The sequence below is a fragment of the Arthrobacter sp. NPDC057388 genome (genome assembly GCF_042668165.1).
Lineage (GTDB): Bacteria > Actinomycetota > Actinomycetes > Actinomycetales > Micrococcaceae > Arthrobacter.
The window spans coordinates 100,957-118,481 of the sequence record NZ_JBHVBL010000008.1 but is presented as its reverse complement, the minus strand read 5'-3'; the positions used below and the strand labels follow the sequence as shown (position 1 = coordinate 118,481).

The 17,525-nt window shown below is 67.8% G+C and carries 16 protein-coding genes; 10 read left to right on the top strand and 6 right to left on the bottom strand.

Translation table 11 applies throughout. The annotated features are described in order from the left end of the window. Entirely contained in the window at positions 1 to 1,449 is a 1,449-nt protein-coding gene (locus ACFUTU_RS06220) for a DUF3375 family protein (RefSeq protein WP_377962050.1), read from the bottom strand. 317 nt (positions 1,450 to 1,766) lie between these two features. Between ACFUTU_RS06220 and ACFUTU_RS06215 the strand changes: the two genes are divergently transcribed. From ACFUTU_RS06215 to ACFUTU_RS06205, 3 genes are all read left to right on the top strand, one after another. Next, a complete protein-coding gene (locus tag ACFUTU_RS06215) occupies positions 1,767 to 2,069 on the top strand; it encodes a hypothetical protein (protein ID WP_377962047.1) in 303 nt (100 codons plus the stop codon). 133 nt (positions 2,070 to 2,202) lie between these two features. Next, the gene (locus ACFUTU_RS06210; RefSeq protein ID WP_377962096.1) at positions 2,203 to 4,176 is read left to right on the top strand and encodes an acyl-CoA dehydrogenase family protein; all 1,974 of its coding nucleotides are present in this window, start codon (positions 2,203 to 2,205) and stop codon (positions 4,174 to 4,176) included. Between the two features lie 211 nt (positions 4,177 to 4,387). After that, positions 4,388 to 5,362, top strand: coding sequence for a TIGR04086 family membrane protein (locus tag ACFUTU_RS06205; protein ID WP_377962044.1), 975 nt, complete (start codon positions 4,388 to 4,390; stop codon positions 5,360 to 5,362). Positions 5,363 to 5,387: 25 nt separating this feature from the next. On the opposite strand, the gene ACFUTU_RS06200 is transcribed toward ACFUTU_RS06205, so the two are convergent. After that, positions 5,388 to 5,792 carry a YchJ family protein gene (locus ACFUTU_RS06200; RefSeq protein ID WP_377962042.1) on the bottom strand — a complete coding sequence of 135 codons (405 nt, stop codon included), beginning with the start codon at positions 5,790 to 5,792 and terminating at the stop codon, positions 5,388 to 5,390. A 201-nt stretch (positions 5,793 to 5,993) separates the two neighbouring features. On the opposite strand from ACFUTU_RS06200, the gene ACFUTU_RS06195 reads away from it, so the two are divergent. The 4 genes from ACFUTU_RS06195 (at position 5,994) to ACFUTU_RS06180 (ending at position 10,014) form a co-directional block, all read left to right on the top strand. After that, positions 5,994 to 6,776 carry a hypothetical protein gene (locus ACFUTU_RS06195; protein ID WP_377962039.1) on the top strand — a complete coding sequence of 261 codons (783 nt, stop codon included), beginning with the start codon at positions 5,994 to 5,996 and terminating at the stop codon, positions 6,774 to 6,776. Positions 6,777 to 6,882: 106 nt separating this feature from the next. Continuing rightward, the gene (locus tag ACFUTU_RS06190; RefSeq protein ID WP_377962036.1) at positions 6,883 to 7,887 is read left to right on the top strand and encodes an aldo/keto reductase family protein; all 1,005 of its coding nucleotides are present in this window, start codon (positions 6,883 to 6,885) and stop codon (positions 7,885 to 7,887) included. Positions 7,888 to 7,895: 8 nt separating this feature from the next. Continuing rightward, positions 7,896 to 8,747 (top strand): SDR family oxidoreductase, encoded by an 852-nt coding sequence (locus tag ACFUTU_RS06185; RefSeq protein ID WP_377962033.1) that lies wholly within the window; start codon positions 7,896 to 7,898, stop codon positions 8,745 to 8,747. Between the two features lie 139 nt (positions 8,748 to 8,886). After that, the gene (locus tag ACFUTU_RS06180) at positions 8,887 to 10,014 is read left to right on the top strand and encodes a sulfite oxidase (protein WP_377962030.1); all 1,128 of its coding nucleotides are present in this window, start codon (positions 8,887 to 8,889) and stop codon (positions 10,012 to 10,014) included. Between the two features lie 19 nt (positions 10,015 to 10,033). Here ACFUTU_RS06180 and ACFUTU_RS06175 read toward each other — a convergent pair whose 3' ends face one another. The 4 genes from ACFUTU_RS06175 to ACFUTU_RS06160 all read right to left on the bottom strand — a co-directional run bounded on the left by ACFUTU_RS06175 (position 10,034) and on the right by ACFUTU_RS06160 (position 13,976). Further along, entirely contained in the window at positions 10,034 to 10,528 is a 495-nt protein-coding gene (locus ACFUTU_RS06175) for a ribose-5-phosphate isomerase (RefSeq protein WP_377962027.1), read from the bottom strand. Then, positions 10,525 to 12,276 carry a dihydroxyacetone kinase family protein gene (locus tag ACFUTU_RS06170; RefSeq protein ID WP_377962025.1) on the bottom strand — a complete coding sequence of 584 codons (1,752 nt, stop codon included), beginning with the start codon at positions 12,274 to 12,276 and terminating at the stop codon, positions 10,525 to 10,527. Before ACFUTU_RS06170 ends, ACFUTU_RS06175 begins: the two co-directional genes overlap by 4 nt. Before the next feature lie 72 nt (positions 12,277 to 12,348). Then, entirely contained in the window at positions 12,349 to 13,122 is a 774-nt protein-coding gene (locus ACFUTU_RS06165; protein ID WP_377962022.1) for an SDR family NAD(P)-dependent oxidoreductase, read from the bottom strand. Positions 13,123 to 13,151: 29 nt separating this feature from the next. Continuing rightward, positions 13,152 to 13,976, bottom strand: a complete 825-nt coding sequence (locus tag ACFUTU_RS06160; RefSeq protein ID WP_377962019.1) for a sugar phosphate isomerase/epimerase family protein — start codon at positions 13,974 to 13,976, stop codon at positions 13,152 to 13,154. A 189-nt stretch (positions 13,977 to 14,165) separates the two neighbouring features. Between ACFUTU_RS06160 and ACFUTU_RS06155 the strand changes: the two genes are divergently transcribed. The 3 genes from ACFUTU_RS06155 (at position 14,166) to ACFUTU_RS06145 (ending at position 17,451) form a co-directional block, all read left to right on the top strand. Further along, positions 14,166 to 15,503 (top strand): MFS transporter, encoded by a 1,338-nt coding sequence (locus tag ACFUTU_RS06155; RefSeq protein ID WP_377962016.1) that lies wholly within the window; start codon positions 14,166 to 14,168, stop codon positions 15,501 to 15,503. A 65-nt stretch (positions 15,504 to 15,568) separates the two neighbouring features. Continuing rightward, complete coding sequence (locus tag ACFUTU_RS06150; RefSeq protein WP_377962093.1) at positions 15,569 to 16,435, top strand: transketolase; 867 nt, start codon at positions 15,569 to 15,571, stop codon at positions 16,433 to 16,435. Further along, the gene (locus tag ACFUTU_RS06145) at positions 16,432 to 17,451 is read left to right on the top strand and encodes a transketolase family protein (RefSeq protein WP_377962013.1); all 1,020 of its coding nucleotides are present in this window, start codon (positions 16,432 to 16,434) and stop codon (positions 17,449 to 17,451) included. Before ACFUTU_RS06150 ends, ACFUTU_RS06145 begins: the two co-directional genes overlap by 4 nt. Positions 17,452 to 17,525 lie beyond the last annotated feature (74 nt).

Below are 17,525 nucleotides of genomic sequence, written 5' to 3'. Positions count from 1 at the left end.
CTAATCCTTCTTGAGCGTTACCACCGGCAGGTATGCCTTGCGGGTGGTGCCGTCTATCTGTTCGAAGTCGAGGGCCTCCCAGGCCAGCTGGTCAAAGTCGGCGCCGGAGTGGAGGGCGTGCGAGAGGAGTGCCCGGATGGAGTTGATGTGCTGTTCCTCCGGCGGGAGCTGTTCCCACGCTTCGGCGAGGGTGGAGGCTCCGGCGGCCGCGGCGCGGATCGATTCCGGCCTGGCCTTGGCGGTCCGCGGCGAGCGGATCCGATCCGAGTCCTGGAAGGCGATGGGGTCGGCGAGCCTGGGCGGGGCAGCGAACTCGTCCGGATCGAAAAGCTTGACCATGGAGAGCGATTCGAACCCGGCGTTGAACAGCACCGGGCCGCGGACCAGGCCAGGGCGTTCGCGTTCGTAGGGCATGGACCGGATGGCCTGCTCCGCCTCCCGCAGCACCTTGCGCAGCCTTACCGACTGGCGGAAGTCGTCGCTCTGGACGTAAGTGTTCAGGCTCTCGCTGAGCTTGCCGTAGATGCGCTGGATCTGGCTGTGCTGCTGCCGGAGCTCCGCCACGAGGTTTTTCAGGGTCTCCCGGTCTTCCGGTGAAAGGTCGTCCGCGAACTGGCGGCTGAGGACCTCGCCGATTGCGGAGCGGAAGCGCAGCTGCTGCTGCGGGTCCTCGAGGAAGGCGGTGAAGGAGCGGAAGGTCCTGCCTTCCGGGCTTTGGCGCAGCCGCTTGTCCGCCTCGAGAACCTGGGCCATGGTGGCACCCTTGGTCAGGGATTCCTCGATGATCTGGTTGCGGAGCTCCCCCACGAGCTCCTCAATCCGGTCACGCATTTTTTTGTAGTCCGCCGGCAGGCTGGCGGCGAGGTCCAGGATGTTGCCGGCCGCTTCCACGGCCTGGTCGTCGTCGAGCAGACCGTCGAAGTCGCCGGAGCTGATGTCCTGGATCAGCTGCTGCCGCTCCTCGATCTCCTCCTCCAATGCTTCCAGCCGGGCGCTTTGGTCCGGGTTCGTCTCGTTGGCGAGCTTCTCCACGTCGCCCAGGAGCGTGCCCAGCCGGGAACCGTTGAGCGTGGATCTGTCGCTGGAGAGGCTGTCGAGGAAAGCCAGCACGCGGGCTGCCGGTTCGGTGACCTCGTACACGATCTGCCCCGACTGGTTCCGGCGCGTCAGGAACTGCTTCCGGGTCCACTCATCGCCGAAGGACTTCCCGTTGGCATGGCCGCCGAGGGCCGGGTCCTGGCGGCGCAACTGCTCAAGGAAGGAGTCGACGTCGGCATGGAATTCTTCCAGCGGGAGCTGTGGCCGGGTGCGGGTAAAGGATGCCTGCAGGACGGCGATCACCCATGGGGCGGAACGGGTGAGAGCCCACGCCGGCCCCTTGGTGAGGAGCTCGAGGTCCCGGAGTCGTGCGCTGATCGCGTCAGCAGAGGACGTGGCGGACCGGGGCACACACTCTCCTTAGCGGCTGGGGGGATGGTCAGGGCAGCGGAAAACCCGAAAACTGCCACATACAAGGTTAACGCAGAGCCATGGTCCGGCCGGCGCCGGGTACACCTGTTCCCGTGGCAAACCGGGGAGGTGACCCGCAGGCAACGTTACGCATGTGACAGATGAGGTTTTCGCAATCACTCCGTGACCTACGCGGACGTAATGTCTCGATCCCGTATCAACGCGGCCACAGCATGGCTGAGAGGCTGGAGGAAGCTTCGCATCTGGCCCTAGTCTCGAGCTACTGATCCATCCGCAGCAACGGCGCAGGGGGAAGCATGCAGTTCGACTTGAGTGCAGTGGAGACAGCCACCTTGGTGTTCATCGGAACGCTGATGTTTGCCATGGTGCTTGTCTTGTTCGTGGCGGTGGCCGCATTCGCCGCGCTCGTCCTGGTGGGCGTGGGAAGGCTGGCCTGGCTGGTCATCGCCGCGGCCCTGCTGAGGACCGTCCACGGCATCAACCACGCATGGGACAGGCTGGTGCACCACGCCTCGGCAGTCGAGTTTCCCGCTGATTTTCAGGGTCAGCCCACCCCTAGCACCGGAACCTACCCGCGGGTAGCATTGAGGGACAGCTGAAGGGTTCTCCACCCGCGGCGGACCCAGGGCTTTGAGCCGGTCATCCGGTTAGAGGAGATGCCCCGTGAGCTCCGCCACTGACAGCGCAACCACAGGCCGCGCGGCCGGGGACGGCACTGGCGCCATCCCGCCCGTGGACAGTCCGGCGTCCGAAACGCCGGTCACTCCCGAGAAGATCGGCGCCGGTGCGTCCGCAGAGGATGCCCGGGCCATTGCCGAGGCAGCCCGCGAAAAGGAGTGGGTCCGGCCCAGCTTCGCCAAAGGCCTGTACCTCGGCAGCTTTGACCTGGGCCTCATCCATCCCTGGCCAGCCGCCAAACCCGACGACGTGGAACGCGGCGAAGCCTTCATGGCGCGGCTGACGGAATACTGCCGCACCATGTCGGGGCGGACGATCGAACGCGACGCGAAGATTCCCGACGAGTATCTGCGCGGCCTGGCCGAACTGGGCGTGTTCGGCATGAAGATTCCGCAGGAGTACGGGGGCCTGGGCCTGTCCCTGGTGTACTACGGCCGGGCCCTGGCCCTGCTGGGATCGGTGCACCCCAGCCTGGGCGCGCTGCTTTCCGCCCATCAGTCCATCGGCGTGCCGGAACCGGTGAAGGTGTTCGGCACCGCCGAGCAGAAACGGCAGTACCTGCCGCGCTGTGCGGCGGGGGCCGTCACGGCGTTCCTGCTGACCGAGCCCGACGTCGGCAGCGATCCCGCCCGGATGGGCAGCACCGCAGTTCCCAGCGCCGACGGCGGGTCGTATGTCCTGGACGGCGTCAAACTCTGGACCACCAACGGCGTGATCGCCGAACTTGTGGTGGTCATGGCCGTGGTGCCGCGGCACATCGACTCCGACGGCGCCGTCTTCAAAGGCGGGATAACAGCCTTCGTCGTCGAAATGGACTCCCCCGGGATCACAGTGGAAAACCGCAACACCTTCATGGGCCTGCGGGGCATCGAGAACGGGGTGACCCGTTTCCACCAGGTCCGGGTGCCTGCCTCCAACAGGCTGGGACGCGAAGGCCAGGGGCTGAAGATCGCCCTCACCACGCTGAACACCGGCCGGCTTTCGCTCCCGGCACTGTGCGTGGCAACGGGCCGCTGGAGCCTCAAGATCGCCCGCGAATGGTCCAATGCCCGCACCCAGTGGGGCCGCCCCGTGGGCAAGCACGAAGCCGTGGGCAAGAAGATCGCATTCATCGCCGCCACGGCATTCGCCCTCGACGCCGTGTTCGAGCTGTCCGCCGAGATGGCCGACGCCGGGCAGAAGGACGTCCGCATCGAAGCCGCCCTGGCCAAACTGTGGTCCACCGAGATCAGTTACCGGATCGCCGACGAACTCGTGCAGATCCGGGGCGGCCGCGGCTTCGAGACGGCCGAATCCCTCGAGGCCCGGGGCGAGCGGGCCGTTCCCGCCGAACAGCAGCTGCGGGACCTGAGGATCAACCGCATCTTCGAGGGCTCATCGGAAATCATGCGCCTGCTGATAGCCCGCGAGGCCGTGGACGCGCACCTGGCCGCAGCCGGGGACCTGGCCTCCGCCGAGGCGAGCCTTTCCGACAAGGCCCGGGCCGCCGTCGGAGCCTCCGGCTTCTATGCCAAATGGCTGCCCAAGCTGGTGGCGGGTGCCGGCATGGACCCGCGCTCATACGGTGAGTTCGGGCGGCTGGCCAAGCACCTCCGGTTCGTGGAACGTTCCTCCCGCCGGCTCGCCCGGCAGACCTTCTACGGCATGGGCCGCTGGCAGGCAGGCCTGGAACACAAGCAGGCCTTCCTGGGGCGGATCGTCGACATCGGGGCCGAGCTGTTCGCAATGGCGGCCTGCTGCTCGCGGGCCGAAATGCTGCTCCGCACCGTGCCTGAGCGGGGTGCCACGGCGTATGAACTTGCCGACGCCTTTTGCGAGCAGGCACGCGTCCGGGTGGACGAATACTTCGACCAGTTGTGGCGCAACACCGACGACGGCGACCGCGACCTGGCGCGCAAGGTTCTGGCCGGCGACTACCGGTGGCTGGAGGAGGGGGTGCTGGACCAGTCCGAGGGAACCGGCCCGTGGATCGCCGACGCCTCCGCCCGGGAATCGACCCGGGACACCCTGCACCGCCCGTACCGCTGACCCGGGCGCCAGACACGGCGCCCGCCCCAGCCCACGCCCATTACCGCATCTGACAAGGGAAGACGCGCCGAACCAAGATACTAAGCATCCTTGCTAATGCCCATTGAACGGAGTTAGCTAGAAACTGAGGCCAGTGCCTTTGGCCTCGGCATTGCGTTGCCCGGGCTGAGGCCCCCTGAGCCCGGGTCCGTTCAATGAAAGCGAGTCGCTGATGAGCAGCCCAACCGGCTCCGGGGACAGGCACCCCCGGCGCACTTCCTCCGAACCAGGCACCCCCGAACCCATCAGGCCCGAAGCGGGCAGGCCCCAACACAGCGCGGCGGAGCCATATCAGGCCACCGGCAGCCACGCCAGCACGTCCACCGAGGCCACGCCCGTCTACGACGCCACCGAGTCCCGGCGAGGGGCCGCCAACACCGCCACGGCGGACACACATACGCGCGCCCTGCACACGACGGACGGTGACTTCAGCACCAGGGACGCCCGCGACGGCAGCAGCACGGACGCGCAGACGCCGTACGCCGAGCGGGACTACACCCCGGACGACGAACCGGACGGCCGCGCGGACACTGCGCGCGCCGGGGACCCCGCGTTTGCCACCCGGGAAATGGCCGCGGCCCGTCAACGGGAAGCGTTTGGCGGCATCAAAATCGGTTCGGCGTTCTTCGGCTGGCTGGCCGCCACGGGCATGGCCGTACTGCTGACCGCCCTGGTCGCCGCGGCCGGAACCGCCGTGGGTCTTGCCACGAACACCGACGTGAACGCCGCCGTGGGCCGCGCGGCCTCGAACCAGACGGTGGGGATCGTGGGCATCATCGTCCTGCTGGTGATCCTCTTTGCCTCGTACTTCAGCGGCGGCTACGTCGCCGGCAGGATGGCCAGGTTCAACGGCGCGAAGCAGGGGTTCATGGTGTGGATCTGGGCCCTGATCTTCGCCGTGCTGGTGGCCGTCCTTGGCATGATCGCCGGTGAACAGTTCAATATCCTGGCGCAGCTGAACAGCTTCCCGCGGATCCCGGTCAACGAAGGCCAAGTGACCACCACCGGAATCATTGCCGCCGTCGTGGTCGCCCTGGTGGCGCTCGTCGGTGCCGTCCTGGGCGGCATGGCCGGGATGCGTTTCCACCGCAAGGTTGACCGTGCCGGGTTTACCCCCACGGCGGATGCGAATTACGAGGAGCGCTGAGCCGCGGTCAGAAGGGCGGGCCGGTTTACCGGGACAGCGCGACGGCGTCCACGTAATACCAGCGCCGGTCCACCCGAAGGAAGCGGCTCGTTTCGTGGTGGACACCGCGCTCGCCGTCGTGCCGGAAATGCGCCCTGAACTCCACGACGCCTTCGTTGTCCAGCGGGCCGCCGCGCTCGAGCGAGACAATGTCCAGCCGCCGCCACTGCAGGCCGGGATCGAATTCCAGCTCCCTGGGCCGGGTGCTCGGGTGCCATGTCTTCAGGAGGTAGCCGGCATCGAGCAGGACGAAGGCGCAGTAGCGGGAACGCATCAGCTGCTCGGCCGTGGCTGCGTCCGCCGAACCGTTGTGGAACCGGCCGCAGCAGTCCGCATACTGCTCGCCGGACAGGCACGGGCAATTGCCGGAAAAGGGTTCTGGCTGGGTCATGGCATCCCTCGGGAACTCGGCGGCGGCTTGCCGGACCAGCCTATCCGGGCACCGCGGAACCGCGTCCTATAACAGCTTCGAAACAACAGTTGCCGGTACTTGTCCTGCGGGCATGTCGGCAGTAAATAGTCCGTAAGGTGGTTAGGGGCTGTTTCCCGGCGCAATCACCGCAGGTTGGGCGCCGATGGCAAGGAGGGTGAAGTGGAAGATCCGACAACGATTGCACTGAACCTGACCTTTTTTGGCACGCTGGGTGTCGCCTTCCTGATGTTCATCGGTCTGTGCATCAGCGTCATGCTCACCCTGGTGATCGCCGGGCTGGGACGCCTTGTTGCACTGATCGTCATGGCGCTGTTCGGCCGCCTTCCCAAAAATGAGACCGTCGAGATTGTCCGGCTCGCCGCCGACGGCAGCCCGCTGCCCACCACGGCTGGGGCGGCGTCCGCCAAGGCGAAAAAGCCCGCCCAGGCCGCTTCCCGTCCCGTCCGCGAGCCGCGCGTGCCGGTGGACTGGAAAAAACTGCGGACCCGGGCAGGCCTCCAGGAGGCGCTCCGCAACGCCGTCGCCCACCACCCGCTGGTGACAGCGGCCCGGCCCGTGCCGCCCGTCCTGGCGAAGGACTGGTCCGACGCCGTAGCAGCCGCCGACGCCCGCGCGGTGGCGCGTGCCCGCGCCGCAGCGCCGGAGGTCAAGGTCACCGTGCGGGACCTGCCAGCCCCTGATGTTGCTGCGGCGAGCGTAACCGAAGTGGCACCCCTCGTGGAATCGGCCCTGCGCCATGACGCCGTCCAGTCCGGGGCCGACAAGGCTGCTTCCGGTACGGGCGCCGCCAGCAAGGGTGAACCCGTACGGTCTGCCCTGGCGCTGTCCGCCCAGCCGCCGCGGCCGGCGCGGAAGCCGGCCGTTGCCGGGCACGTCAGCGTCCTGGACACCGGGTCCATGACGTCACTCGCGCAGCACCCGGACGCCCGTACGCGCGCCTGACACACCGCACGCGAACCTGCTGCCCCGGAACCTGATTGGGGATGAGCGGGGAATAAGCCACCGGCATCCCTTACCCTGAGCAACCAACTCCGCTAGCGTGAAAACCATGGAATTCAGATACCTCGGAAACAGCGGCTTCAAGATTTCGGAAATCACGTTCGGCAACTGGCTCACGCATGGCTCCCAGGTGGAGAATGACGTCGCCACGCAGTGCGTGCGGGCGGCACTGGACGCCGGCATCAGCACCTTCGACACTGCGGACGTGTACGCCAACACCGCGGCGGAAACCGTCCTGGGTGAGGCGCTCAAGGGCGAACGCCGCCAGTCGATCGAAATCTTCACGAAGGTGTTCGGCCCCACCGGCCCCAAGGGCAAGAACGACGTCGGCCTGTCCCGCAAGCACATCATGGAATCCATTGACGGGTCCCTCAGCCGGCTGCAGACGGACTACGTGGACCTGTACCAGGCCCACCGCTATGACTTTGAAACGCCGCTCGAGGAAACCATGCAGGCGTTCGCGGATATCGTCCGGCAGGGAAAGGCCCTGTACATCGGGGTCAGCGAGTGGACCGCCGAGCAGCTCCGCAACGGCCATGCCCTGGCCAAGGAACTGGGCTTCCAGCTGATTTCCAACCAGCCGCAGTACTCCATGCTGTGGCGGGTCATCGAGCAGGAGGTGGTACCGGCATCCGAGGAACTCGGCATTTCCCAGATCGTCTGGTCCCCCATGGCCCAGGGCGTGCTGAGCGGCAAATACCTTCCCGGCCAGCCCCTGCCGGAGGGCAGCCGGGCCACCGATGACAAGGGCGGCGCCAAGATGATCCAGCGCTGGATGCGGGACGACGTCCTGGCCGCCGTGCAGGAGCTGCGGCCGGTGGCCGAGGAAGCCGGCCTGACCATGCCGCAGCTGGCCGTGGCCTGGGTGCTGCAGAACCCGAACATCGCATCAGCGATCGTCGGTGCCTCCCGGCCCGAACAGGTGGCCGACAGCGCCGCAGCCGCCGGTATCCGCCTTGAACCGGACGTCATGAAGAAGATCGACGCCGCCGTCGGCTCCCTCGCCGAACGGGACCCGTCCCAGACCAAGTCCCCCGCAACCCGCGAGGCCTAGAACCGTCCATGGCAGCTCTTCCAGACCTTGCCGTCACCGGATCCACCGGAGTGCTGGGCGGGATGGTGGCCCGGCAGCTGGCCGACGCCGGGTTCTCCCAGCGCCTGCTGGTACGCGATCCCCGCCGGGCGCCGGTCCTGTTGGACGCCCCCGCCGTGGCCGTCAGCTACGGGGACCCCGCGCTTTCGCGCCGGGCGCTGGAGGGGGTCAAGGTGCTGTTCATGGTGTCGGCTGCGGAGGCAGCGGACCGGCTGCAGCAGCATTACGCCTTCGTGGATGCCGCCGCGGAGGCAGGCGTCCAGCACGTCGTGTACACATCCTTCTTCGGGGCGGCACCGGACTGCACCTTCACCCTGGGCCGCGACCACTACGCCACGGAGGAGCGGATCAGGGCCTCCGGCATGGGATTCACCTTCCTGCGGGACAACTTTTACCTGGATTTCCTGCCCATGCTGGCCGGTGAAGACGGCATCATCCGGGGACCAGCCGGCGATGGAGTGATGGCTGCGGTTGCCCGGGAGGACATTGCCCGGTCCGCGGTGGCCGTGCTGCGTGACCCGGCCGTCCACGCCGGGGCAACCTACGACCTGACCGGGCCGGAGGACATCTCGCTGGCCCGCGCCGCCGAGGTGCTCACGCGGTCCACGGGAAGGACCGTCAGCTACCACCACGAAACGGTGGAGGAGGCCTTCGCTTCCCGGGCGTCCTACGGCGCACCCCACTGGCAGGTCGAGGCCTGGGTCAGCACCTACACAGCGATTGCCGCCGGCGAACTGGCCGGAGTGACGCCAGACGTGCACGGCCTCACGGGGCAGGACCCTATGACGGTCGAGGAACTGGTGAAGCTGCCGCAGCTATAGGGAAGGACAGGGCTGTTGACGGGGCGGGGCTGTAGGGAAGGACAGGGCTGTTGACGGCCATCCGGGTGCGGCGTAAACCTGTGGTGAGGAGCACGCCCCAGCCCATTGAAACCGCAGCACCGAGCAGAATCGCAAGGCCATGTCCAAGCTGATCTACCGGCGGCGGCCGTCCGCCCGCCCCGCACTCCAATCCGGTGTAACACCACTCCACTCCGGTGAACCCACGCACGGCCCGCTCACCAGGGAAGAGCTGCAGCTCGCCGTCCGGAACCACTCGATGCCGCTCGAGGCCCTGCGCGAGGACCTGACTCCGCCCGGGCTGCATTACGTGCTCACGCACTTCGACATTCCGCACGTCAGCGGTGCGTGGCACCTGCGGATCGGCGGGGCCGTGGAGCGGGCAATGGAACTGAGCCTCGCCGCGCTGAAGCGGGACCCGGCCATCAGCGTCCAGGTGACCATGGAGTGCGCCGGCAACGGACGCTCACTGCTCAGGCCCCGGCCACTCAGCCAGCCGTGGACGCTGGAGGGCGTGGGGACGGCCGTGTGGACCGGTGTGCCGCTCGCGTACCTGCTGGGCCAGGCGGGCGTTGAGCCAGAGGCGGTCGAAGTGGTGTTCACCGGACTCGACGCCGGAATCCAGGGCGGCGTCCGGCAGCAGTACGCACGGAGCCTGCCGATCTCGGAAGCCTTGAGGGCCGACGTCGTGCTCGCCTACAAGATGAACGGCAATGAGCTGCCGCCCCAGCACGGCTATCCGCTGCGGCTGGTGGTCCCCGGCTGGTACGGCATGGCCAGCGTCAAGTGGCTGCAGTCAGTCCAGGTGGTCACCACGCCGTTCACCGGGTTCCAGCAGTCGGTCGCCTACCGCTACCAGCACAACGCGGACGACGCCGGCACACCGGTTTCGCGGATCAGGGTGCGGTCCCTGATGGTTCCGCCGGGCGTTCCCGACTTCTATACCCGCCGCCGGTACCTGCCGCGCGGCCCCGTCATGCTGCAGGGCCGGGCATGGTCCGGTGAAGGCGCCGTGACGAAGGTTGAGGTCGGCATCGACGGCAAGTGGGCCCCGGCGCAGCTGGACAAGCCAGCGGGCGCCTTCGCCTGGCGCGGCTGGAGCCTGCCCTGGGTGGCAGACCCCGGCCACCACGAGCTCGCCTGCCGGGCAACAGACGCCACCGGCGCCGTGCAGCCGCTGGAGCAGCACTGGAATTACCAGGGCATGGGCAACAACACGGTGCAGCGGGTGCGGGTCATCGTCGAGTAAGCCGGCATTTCAGGCCTGCTCAGCACCCTTCGTAGTCGCTGAGCACGTTCAGCTTTCCGGCCGATGCCGATTCGGGGTCGAAGGTGTACCCCACCCATTCCCGCACGAGCCTGCGCGCCAGTTCCAGGCCGACCACCCGCTGTCCCATGGTAAGTACCTGGCAGTTGTTGGAAAGCACTGACCGCTCCACCGAGAAGGAGTCGTGGGCGGTGGCCGCCCGCACACCCTCCACCTTGTTGGCGGCGATGGCCACGCCGATTCCCGTTCCGCAGAACAGGATGGCCCGGTCTGCCTGCCCGTCCCGGATCATCCCGCCGGCGGTGATGCCGACGTGCGGGTACGGCTTGCTGAAGTCGTCCGGCGCGTCGCTGCGGTTGACCCCGATGTCGATCACCTCGGCAATCCGCGGATCGGCACGGAGATCCTCGAGAACGCGGTCTTTGTAGTCGACGCCGGCTTCATCGGCACCCACGATGATCCGCAATGCGGGTCCCGCTGCTGCCCGGGCGCTCATACTGCGGCCTCCGCTGCAACGGAAGAAGCTGCTTCGCGGGCCAGGTGTTCGCCCAGGACGGTGAAGATCATGGCCAGGGACGTGGCACCCGGATCGGGGGTGCCCAGGCTCTTCTCCGCCAGCGGCCGGGCACGGCCCTTGAGCGGGCGCAGCGTGGCGGTGGCTGCGGCGGCGGATGCCGCCGCAGCGGCGGCCTCCTGCCAGGCTGCCTCGGCCCCGGCACCTTCCCCGGTCCGGCGCGCCAGGGTCTCGGCGAACGGCAGGAGCGCGTCCACCATGGTCTTGTCCCCCACCTCGGCCTTGCCCAGGCCGGTGATGCGGCCTGAGAAAGCGGTCACGGCGGCCGAAAGTTCGGCGGCCCCGGGAACCTGGCTGTTGCCGAGGGCCTCGCCGAAGGCCCGCAGACCGGCACCCCAGAGGACCCCTGAGGTACCTCCAGCCCGCGCCGCCCAGGCATCACCGGCGGTGGCCAGAACGTCACCCGCACCGGCGCCCTGGCCGAAAGCGTCAGCGGCGGCGGCCACAGCTGCGTCGACGCCCCTGACCATGCCCCGGCCGTGGTCACCGTCACCGGCAATCGCGTCCATGTCGCCCAGCCGCGGCTCTTCCGCATGCAGGAGATCCCGTGCCGCTTCCAACGCGGCAACGCACGTGGCTGCGTACCCGCGGGAGGAAGCCGTGGCCTCGAACGCAACAGCGGTGCTGCCGTCGTCATCCGCTTCAGCGGCAGACAGGCTGCCGGACTGGGCTGCAGCGGTTCCGCGGCGGTATGCAGGCGTTTCCGCCGGCGCTGCCCACAGCGGTTCCAGCTCATCGTCCAGCCACGTGACCGTCAGGGACACCCCGGCCATGTCCAGGCTGGTGACGAGCTCCCCCACCTCGGGCAGCACCAGCGTGTAGCCGGCCTCCCGGAGCAGCGGGGCGACAGTCCCCCACAGCACGAACAGCTCCTCGTGCTTGGTGGAGCCCAGGCCGTTGAGGATCACGGCGATGCGCTTCCCCGCCCCGTCCGGGGTTTCGGCCAGCACGCGTGTGACCAGTTCGCGGCCCAGGTCGGCAGCAGGCGGCAGGTCCGTATCGAAGAGGCCCGGTTCGCCGTGGATGCCCAGACCCAGCCCCATCTGCCCCTCGGCGAGGGAGAACAGCGGGGCGTCGGCGCCCGGGAAGGTGCAGCCGGCGAAGGCGCCGCCGATGGTGCGGGTGAGGCTGTTGGCTTTTCGGCCCAGGCGGACCACCGCGGCCAGGTCTGCCCCGGCTTCGGCCGCTGCTCCCATGACCTTGAAAACCGTGAAGTCGCCGGCGATTCCGCGGCGCTTGGCCTCCTCCGACGGCAGCGCGCTGGCGACGTCGTCCGTCACCAGAACGTTCTCGACGGCGATGCCTTCGGCGGCCAGCCGCTCGCTGGCCATGCCGAAGTTCATCACGTCGCCTGCGTAGTTGCCGTAGGTGAACACCACGCCGGCGCCGCTGTCCGCGGCCTTGGCCACGGCATAGGCCTGCTGCGCGGAGGGTGAGGTGAAGATGTTTCCCACCACCGCGCCGTCGGCAAAGCCGGGACCGATGAGCCCGGCGAAGGCCGGGTAGTGGCCCGACCCGCCGCCTGCAAGGACCGCCACCTTGGGCGCCGCGGGGCGGTGGCGGCGCACGGCGCCGCCGGGAACCTGGCGGACCAGTCCGGAGTGAAGATCGCAGAAACCGGCGAGGGCTTCCTCGGCGAAGTCCGCTGGATTGTTGAAGATTCTGGTCATGGCTGGCTCTCTGTGCGGCGGGGCGGCGGGGTTGGCATGCTGCTGGGCGGTCGGGAGAAGGACTGGCCGTGCCTAGTGCATGTGGCTTCCGCCGTTGATGTCGATGGTGGTGCCGGTCAGGTAGGCGGATTCCTCGGACGACAGGAAGGTGATGACAGCGGCCACTTCCTCGGTGGTGGCGTTGCGGCCCAGCGGGATGCCCGCGTTGATGGCGGCTTCCTGCTCCTCGGTGCTGCCGACGCGGATGTTGGTGTCCACGGCGCCCGGGGTGATGGCGTTGATGGTGACGCCCGAGTCACCCAGTTCGCGGGCCAGGGCCTTGGTGAAGCCGAGGATCGCGGCCTTGGCGGCGGAGTAGGGAACCTTGCCGAAGACGCCGCCGCCGCGCTGGGCGGAAACGGAGGACATGTTGACGATCCGGCCCCAGCCATTGTCGATCATGTCCGGCAGGAAAGCCTTGGTGACGAGGTAGGTGCCGGTGGCGTTGACGTCCATGACCTTGTGCCACAGCTCCAGGGTGGTTTCCAGGAACGGGATGGGCGAGGTGATGCCCGCGATGTTGGCCAGGGCGCCGACCTGCGGGAGGCTGCCGGCCGCGACCTCGGCGGCCACCGCGTTGTAGGCGGCGTTGACGGAGTCCTCGTTGGCGACGTCGATCTCGTAGCCGAAGGCGGGGACGTTGAATTCGTTGCCGATTTCGTTGGCGACCTTGGCGGACTTCTCGCCGTCGAGGTCCAGGATCACCACGGCCCAGCCCTGGCTGGCGTAGCGGCGGGCGGTGGTGAGGCCGATGCCCCGCTCGGAGGTGGCTCCGGTGAGGACGGCGGTGCGCTGGATGGCGGACATGATGCTCCTTGGTGGTTTCTGTGGGTGGATCAGATGAGGTCGGTGATGAAGCTGGCCGCTTTGGCGGCGGCCGCCGGGCGTTCGTCGTGGGTGACGTCCCGGGTTTCGAGTTCCAGGCTGAAGTGGCCTTCATAGCCCTGGGCGGCGAGGGCCCGCAGTCCGGCGGCGAAATCGGCCCGGCCTTTGCCGATGCTGAGGTTGATGTTCCCGGGCACGGCATCGCGCAGGTGCACGTGGGCTATCCGGCCCTCGTGGCGCGCCAGGTACTCCAGCGGGTCCTCGCCGGCGGCGACGATGTGGCTGAAGTCCATGACAATTCCGACGCCGGAGCCCGCCAGCCGCTGTGCCAGCAGTTCGGCGCGTTCCAGGTTCCAGGACAACCGCAGGAAATGCAGCGATTCGGTCCAGAGTTCGACGCCGAATGCAGCGGCCCGCTCCGCTGCCCGGATGAGCTGCGCGGCGACGGTGTCCAGGTCCTCCTCGAGGCTGCGGACCGGCTCGTGGCCCAGTGCACCGCAGGGCAGGACCAGCGCCTTGGCTCCGGTTTTCGCGGTGAGGATAAGCAGGGCGTCGAGGTGGCTGTCCCGTGCGGCCTGCTGGCCGGCGTCGAGCACTGCATTCAGGTCCCCGATGTCCCCGTTGACGGAACGCACCCGCAGCCCGGATGCCGCCACGTCGCCGGCTACTGCTAAAACAGCATCTGCGGTGAGCTCGTAGGGAACGTGGTCGCAGACGCCCGGGAGGGCGCCGAGGTCGATCTCCCCGAAACCCAGCCCCTCGATGGTTCGCAGGGCGGTCGGCAGATCCTGATGGCGGAAGCTGATGGATGAGCACCCGAGTCGGGAATGGAACATCGTTGTTGATCCTCTGGTCGTGCCCGGCAGGCTGTAGTGATGGACACCACAGTAAACGGGCCGACTGTTAACAGTCAACTCCTGACGGTGACTGTTGACAGTCGGCATGAGGTGGGTCACACTGGACACATCTTGTTAACAGTCGACAGCGCTGGACCTGCTTCAGCCGCTTTTCGAAAGGGAACCACCATGAGCAACGAAGCTCTGACCATGCGGGGGCCGGTCCACGGCACCAAGGACGCCAAGCGGGTCGCCATCGGCTCTGGCGTTGGCGCAGTGATCGAGACTTACGACTTCATCGGCTTCGGCACCGCGGCCGCACTCTACTTCGGGACCGCGTTCTTCCCCACCGGCGACCCCGTGACCGGAACGCTGGCGGCCTTCGCCACCCTCGGCGTCGGCTTCGCCGCACGTCCGCTGGGCGGGATCATCGGCGGCCACCTCGGCGACAAGGTGGGCCGCAAGCCCGTCCTGGTCACCTCGCTGATCCTGATGGGCATCGCCACCTTCTTCATCGGCCTGCTGCCCACCTACAGCCAGGTGGGCCTGCTCGCCCCCGCGCTGCTGGTGTTCGTCCGCATCGTCCAGGGCCTGGCTTTCGGCGCCGAATGGGGCGGAGCCATCCTGATGAGCTACGAGCACGCACCGTGGAAGGCCAAGGGCAAGTACACCGGCATCGTCCAGGCCGGCTTCCCGGTGGGCCTGCTGCTGGCCAACCTGGTGTTCCTGGTCAGCGTCAACCTCGGCGGCGAACTGGCCTGGCGCATCCCGTTCCTGGCCAGCATCGTGCTGGTGGTTGTGGGCCTGATTATCCGGTCCAAGGTGCCCGAGTCGCCTGTTTTCGATGAGGTCAAGGACCACGGCGACATCGTCAAGTCCCCGATCGTGGAGGTCATCAAGACCGACTGGCGCAATATCGTCAAGGGCATCGGCCTGCGCGTTGCCGAGACCGCCGGTTACGCCGTGTCCATCACGTACATGATTTCCTACATCAACAGCCAGCACCTGGCCGACAAGTCCCAGACCCTCGTGGCCCTGTGCATCGCGTCCGCCATTGGCATCATCGCCACCCAGTCCTGGGGCCGCCTGACCGACAAGATCGGCCGCCGCCCCGTATACATCTGGTCCTGCGCCTTCGCCGCCCTGTTTGCCATCCCGATGTTCCTGCTGGTCAACACCGGCCTGTTCGTCTTCATCATTGCCACGATCGTGATCTCCTACGCGGTCTGCCAGAACTCCCTCGCCGGCGCCCAGGGCGCCTGGTTCCCCGAACTGTTCCAGGCCAAGACCCGCGCCTCCGGTGCTTCGCTGGCCTACCAGATCTCCGCCATGGTTTCGGGCTTCACCCCGTTCATCACCACCCTGCTGTTCGTCAGCTTCGGCTGGATGGGGCCGGCCCTGCTGTTCGGCCTTTTCGCCCTCATTGGCCTCTGGGCAGCCGTCGCCACCCGGGAAACCTGGGGCAAGCGCGAGCGCGAGCTGGCTGATGAGATCACCAAAAGCACCCCCCAGTCGGTGAGCGCCTAATGACCGCCGTCAATGACATCAGCCCGCAGGAACTTCGCACCCACGAACTCGCTGAGAAGGACAGAATGACCCAGGAAACCGCCACCGAACGCCTCGAGCGTGTCAGTGCCGCCGCCTACCGGATCCGGCACCACGCCCTGAACATGGGCGAGGTGCAGGGCCAGGGCTACGTAGGCCAGGCCCTCGGCGCGGCGGACATGCTCGCCGTCGTGTACGCAGACCAGCTCCGCTTCCGGGCCGAGGACCCGCACTGGGAGTCCCGTGACCGGTTCCTGCTCTCCACCGGGCACTACGCGATCGGCCACTATGCGGCCCTGGCCGAGGCCGGCATCGTCCCGGTCGAGGAGCTCGAAACCTACGGCTCGGACGACTCCCGCCTCCCCATGTCCGGCATGTCCACCTACACGCCCGGCATGGAAATCTCCGGCGGCTCCCTGGGCCACGGGCTGACCATCGCCGTCGGCATGGCCCTGGGCCTGCGCTACCAGGGCTCCGACTCCCGGATCTACAACTTCCTCTCCGACGGGGAACTGGACGAAGGCTCCACCTGGGAAGCGGCGATGGGCGCCCACCACCACCAGCTCGGCAACCTGACCGCCATGGTGGACATCAACGCCCTGCAGGCCGACGGCAAGACCGACACCGTGCTCCGCACCGAGCCGGTCACCGAGAAGTGGGAAGCCGCCGGCTGGTACACCCAACGGGTGGACGGTAACGACGTCGCCGCGCTGCTGGCCGTCTTCGACAACGCCGCAGCCCAGGCCGCCACCACCGGACGGCCGTCCGTGATCCTCTGCGACACCAAGGTGGGCCGCGGCGTGCCGCTGCTGGAGGAACGCGAAAAGGCGCACTTCATGCGCATCGAAGAACACGAATGGCAGACCTGCCGCGAACAGCTGACCGCAGGACACGAAGGAAAGGCCGCCCGATGAGCACCACCACTGAGGCTCCCGACACGGCAACAGCCGCCAAGCCGAAGCTCAAGACCTCGGCGATGATCGCGTCCTTCGCCGATCCGGGCCAGAAAACCACGTCCGCCCCGTTCGGGCATGCCCTGGTCAAGGCCGCGCAGGAAAACGACAGGATCGTCGGCCTCACCGCGGACCTGGGCAAGTACACCGACATGCACATCTTCGCCAAGGCCTTTCCGGAGCGGTTCTTCCAGATGGGCATGGCCGAGCAGCTCCTCTTCGGTGCGGCCGCCGGCCTCGCCGAAACCGGGCTGGTGCCGTTCGCGTCCACCTACTCGGTGTTCGCCGCCCGCCGCGCCTACGACTTCCTCTGCCTGGACGCGGCCGAGCCCAACCTGAACGTCAACATCGTCGGCGGCCTGCCCGGCCTAACCACCGGCTACGGCCCCAGCCACCAGGCCACCGAGGACATGGCGATCTTCCGCGGCATGCCCAACCTGACCATCGTGGACCCCTGCGACTCGATCGACATCGAACAGGCCGTCCCGCAGCTGGCCGCCAGCGAAGGCCCCACCTACCTGCGCCTGCTCCGCGGCAACGTGCCCACCGTCCTGGACGAGTATGACTACACGTTCGAACTCGGCAAGGCCAAAGTCCTGCGCGGCGGCAACGACGTCGTGTTCGTCTCCAGCGGACTCATGACCATGCGTGCCCTGCAGGCAGCCAAGGCGCTGGAGGCACACAACGTGGACGTCGCCGTCGTCCACACCCCCACGATCAAGCCGTTCGACGCCGAAACCGTCCTGGCCGAGATCAACACCGACCGGCTCGCCGTCACCCTCGAAAACCACAGCGTGGTGGGCGGACTGTTCGAAACCGTGGCCTCCGCCGTCGTCACCGCCGGCCTCGGCAAGCGCATAGTCCCCGTGGCCCTGCCCGACGAGTTCCTCGATGCCGGGGCCCTGCCGACGCTGCACGAACGCTACGGCCTGTCCGTCCAGCGCATCGTGGCGAAGGTGCTCGCCGAACTCGGCTGACCGCCCGGGCTGAAGCGAAGCCACGGCAGGAGCGCAGGGCGGATACCCGGCCGCCGCTCCTGCCGTGGCATCAT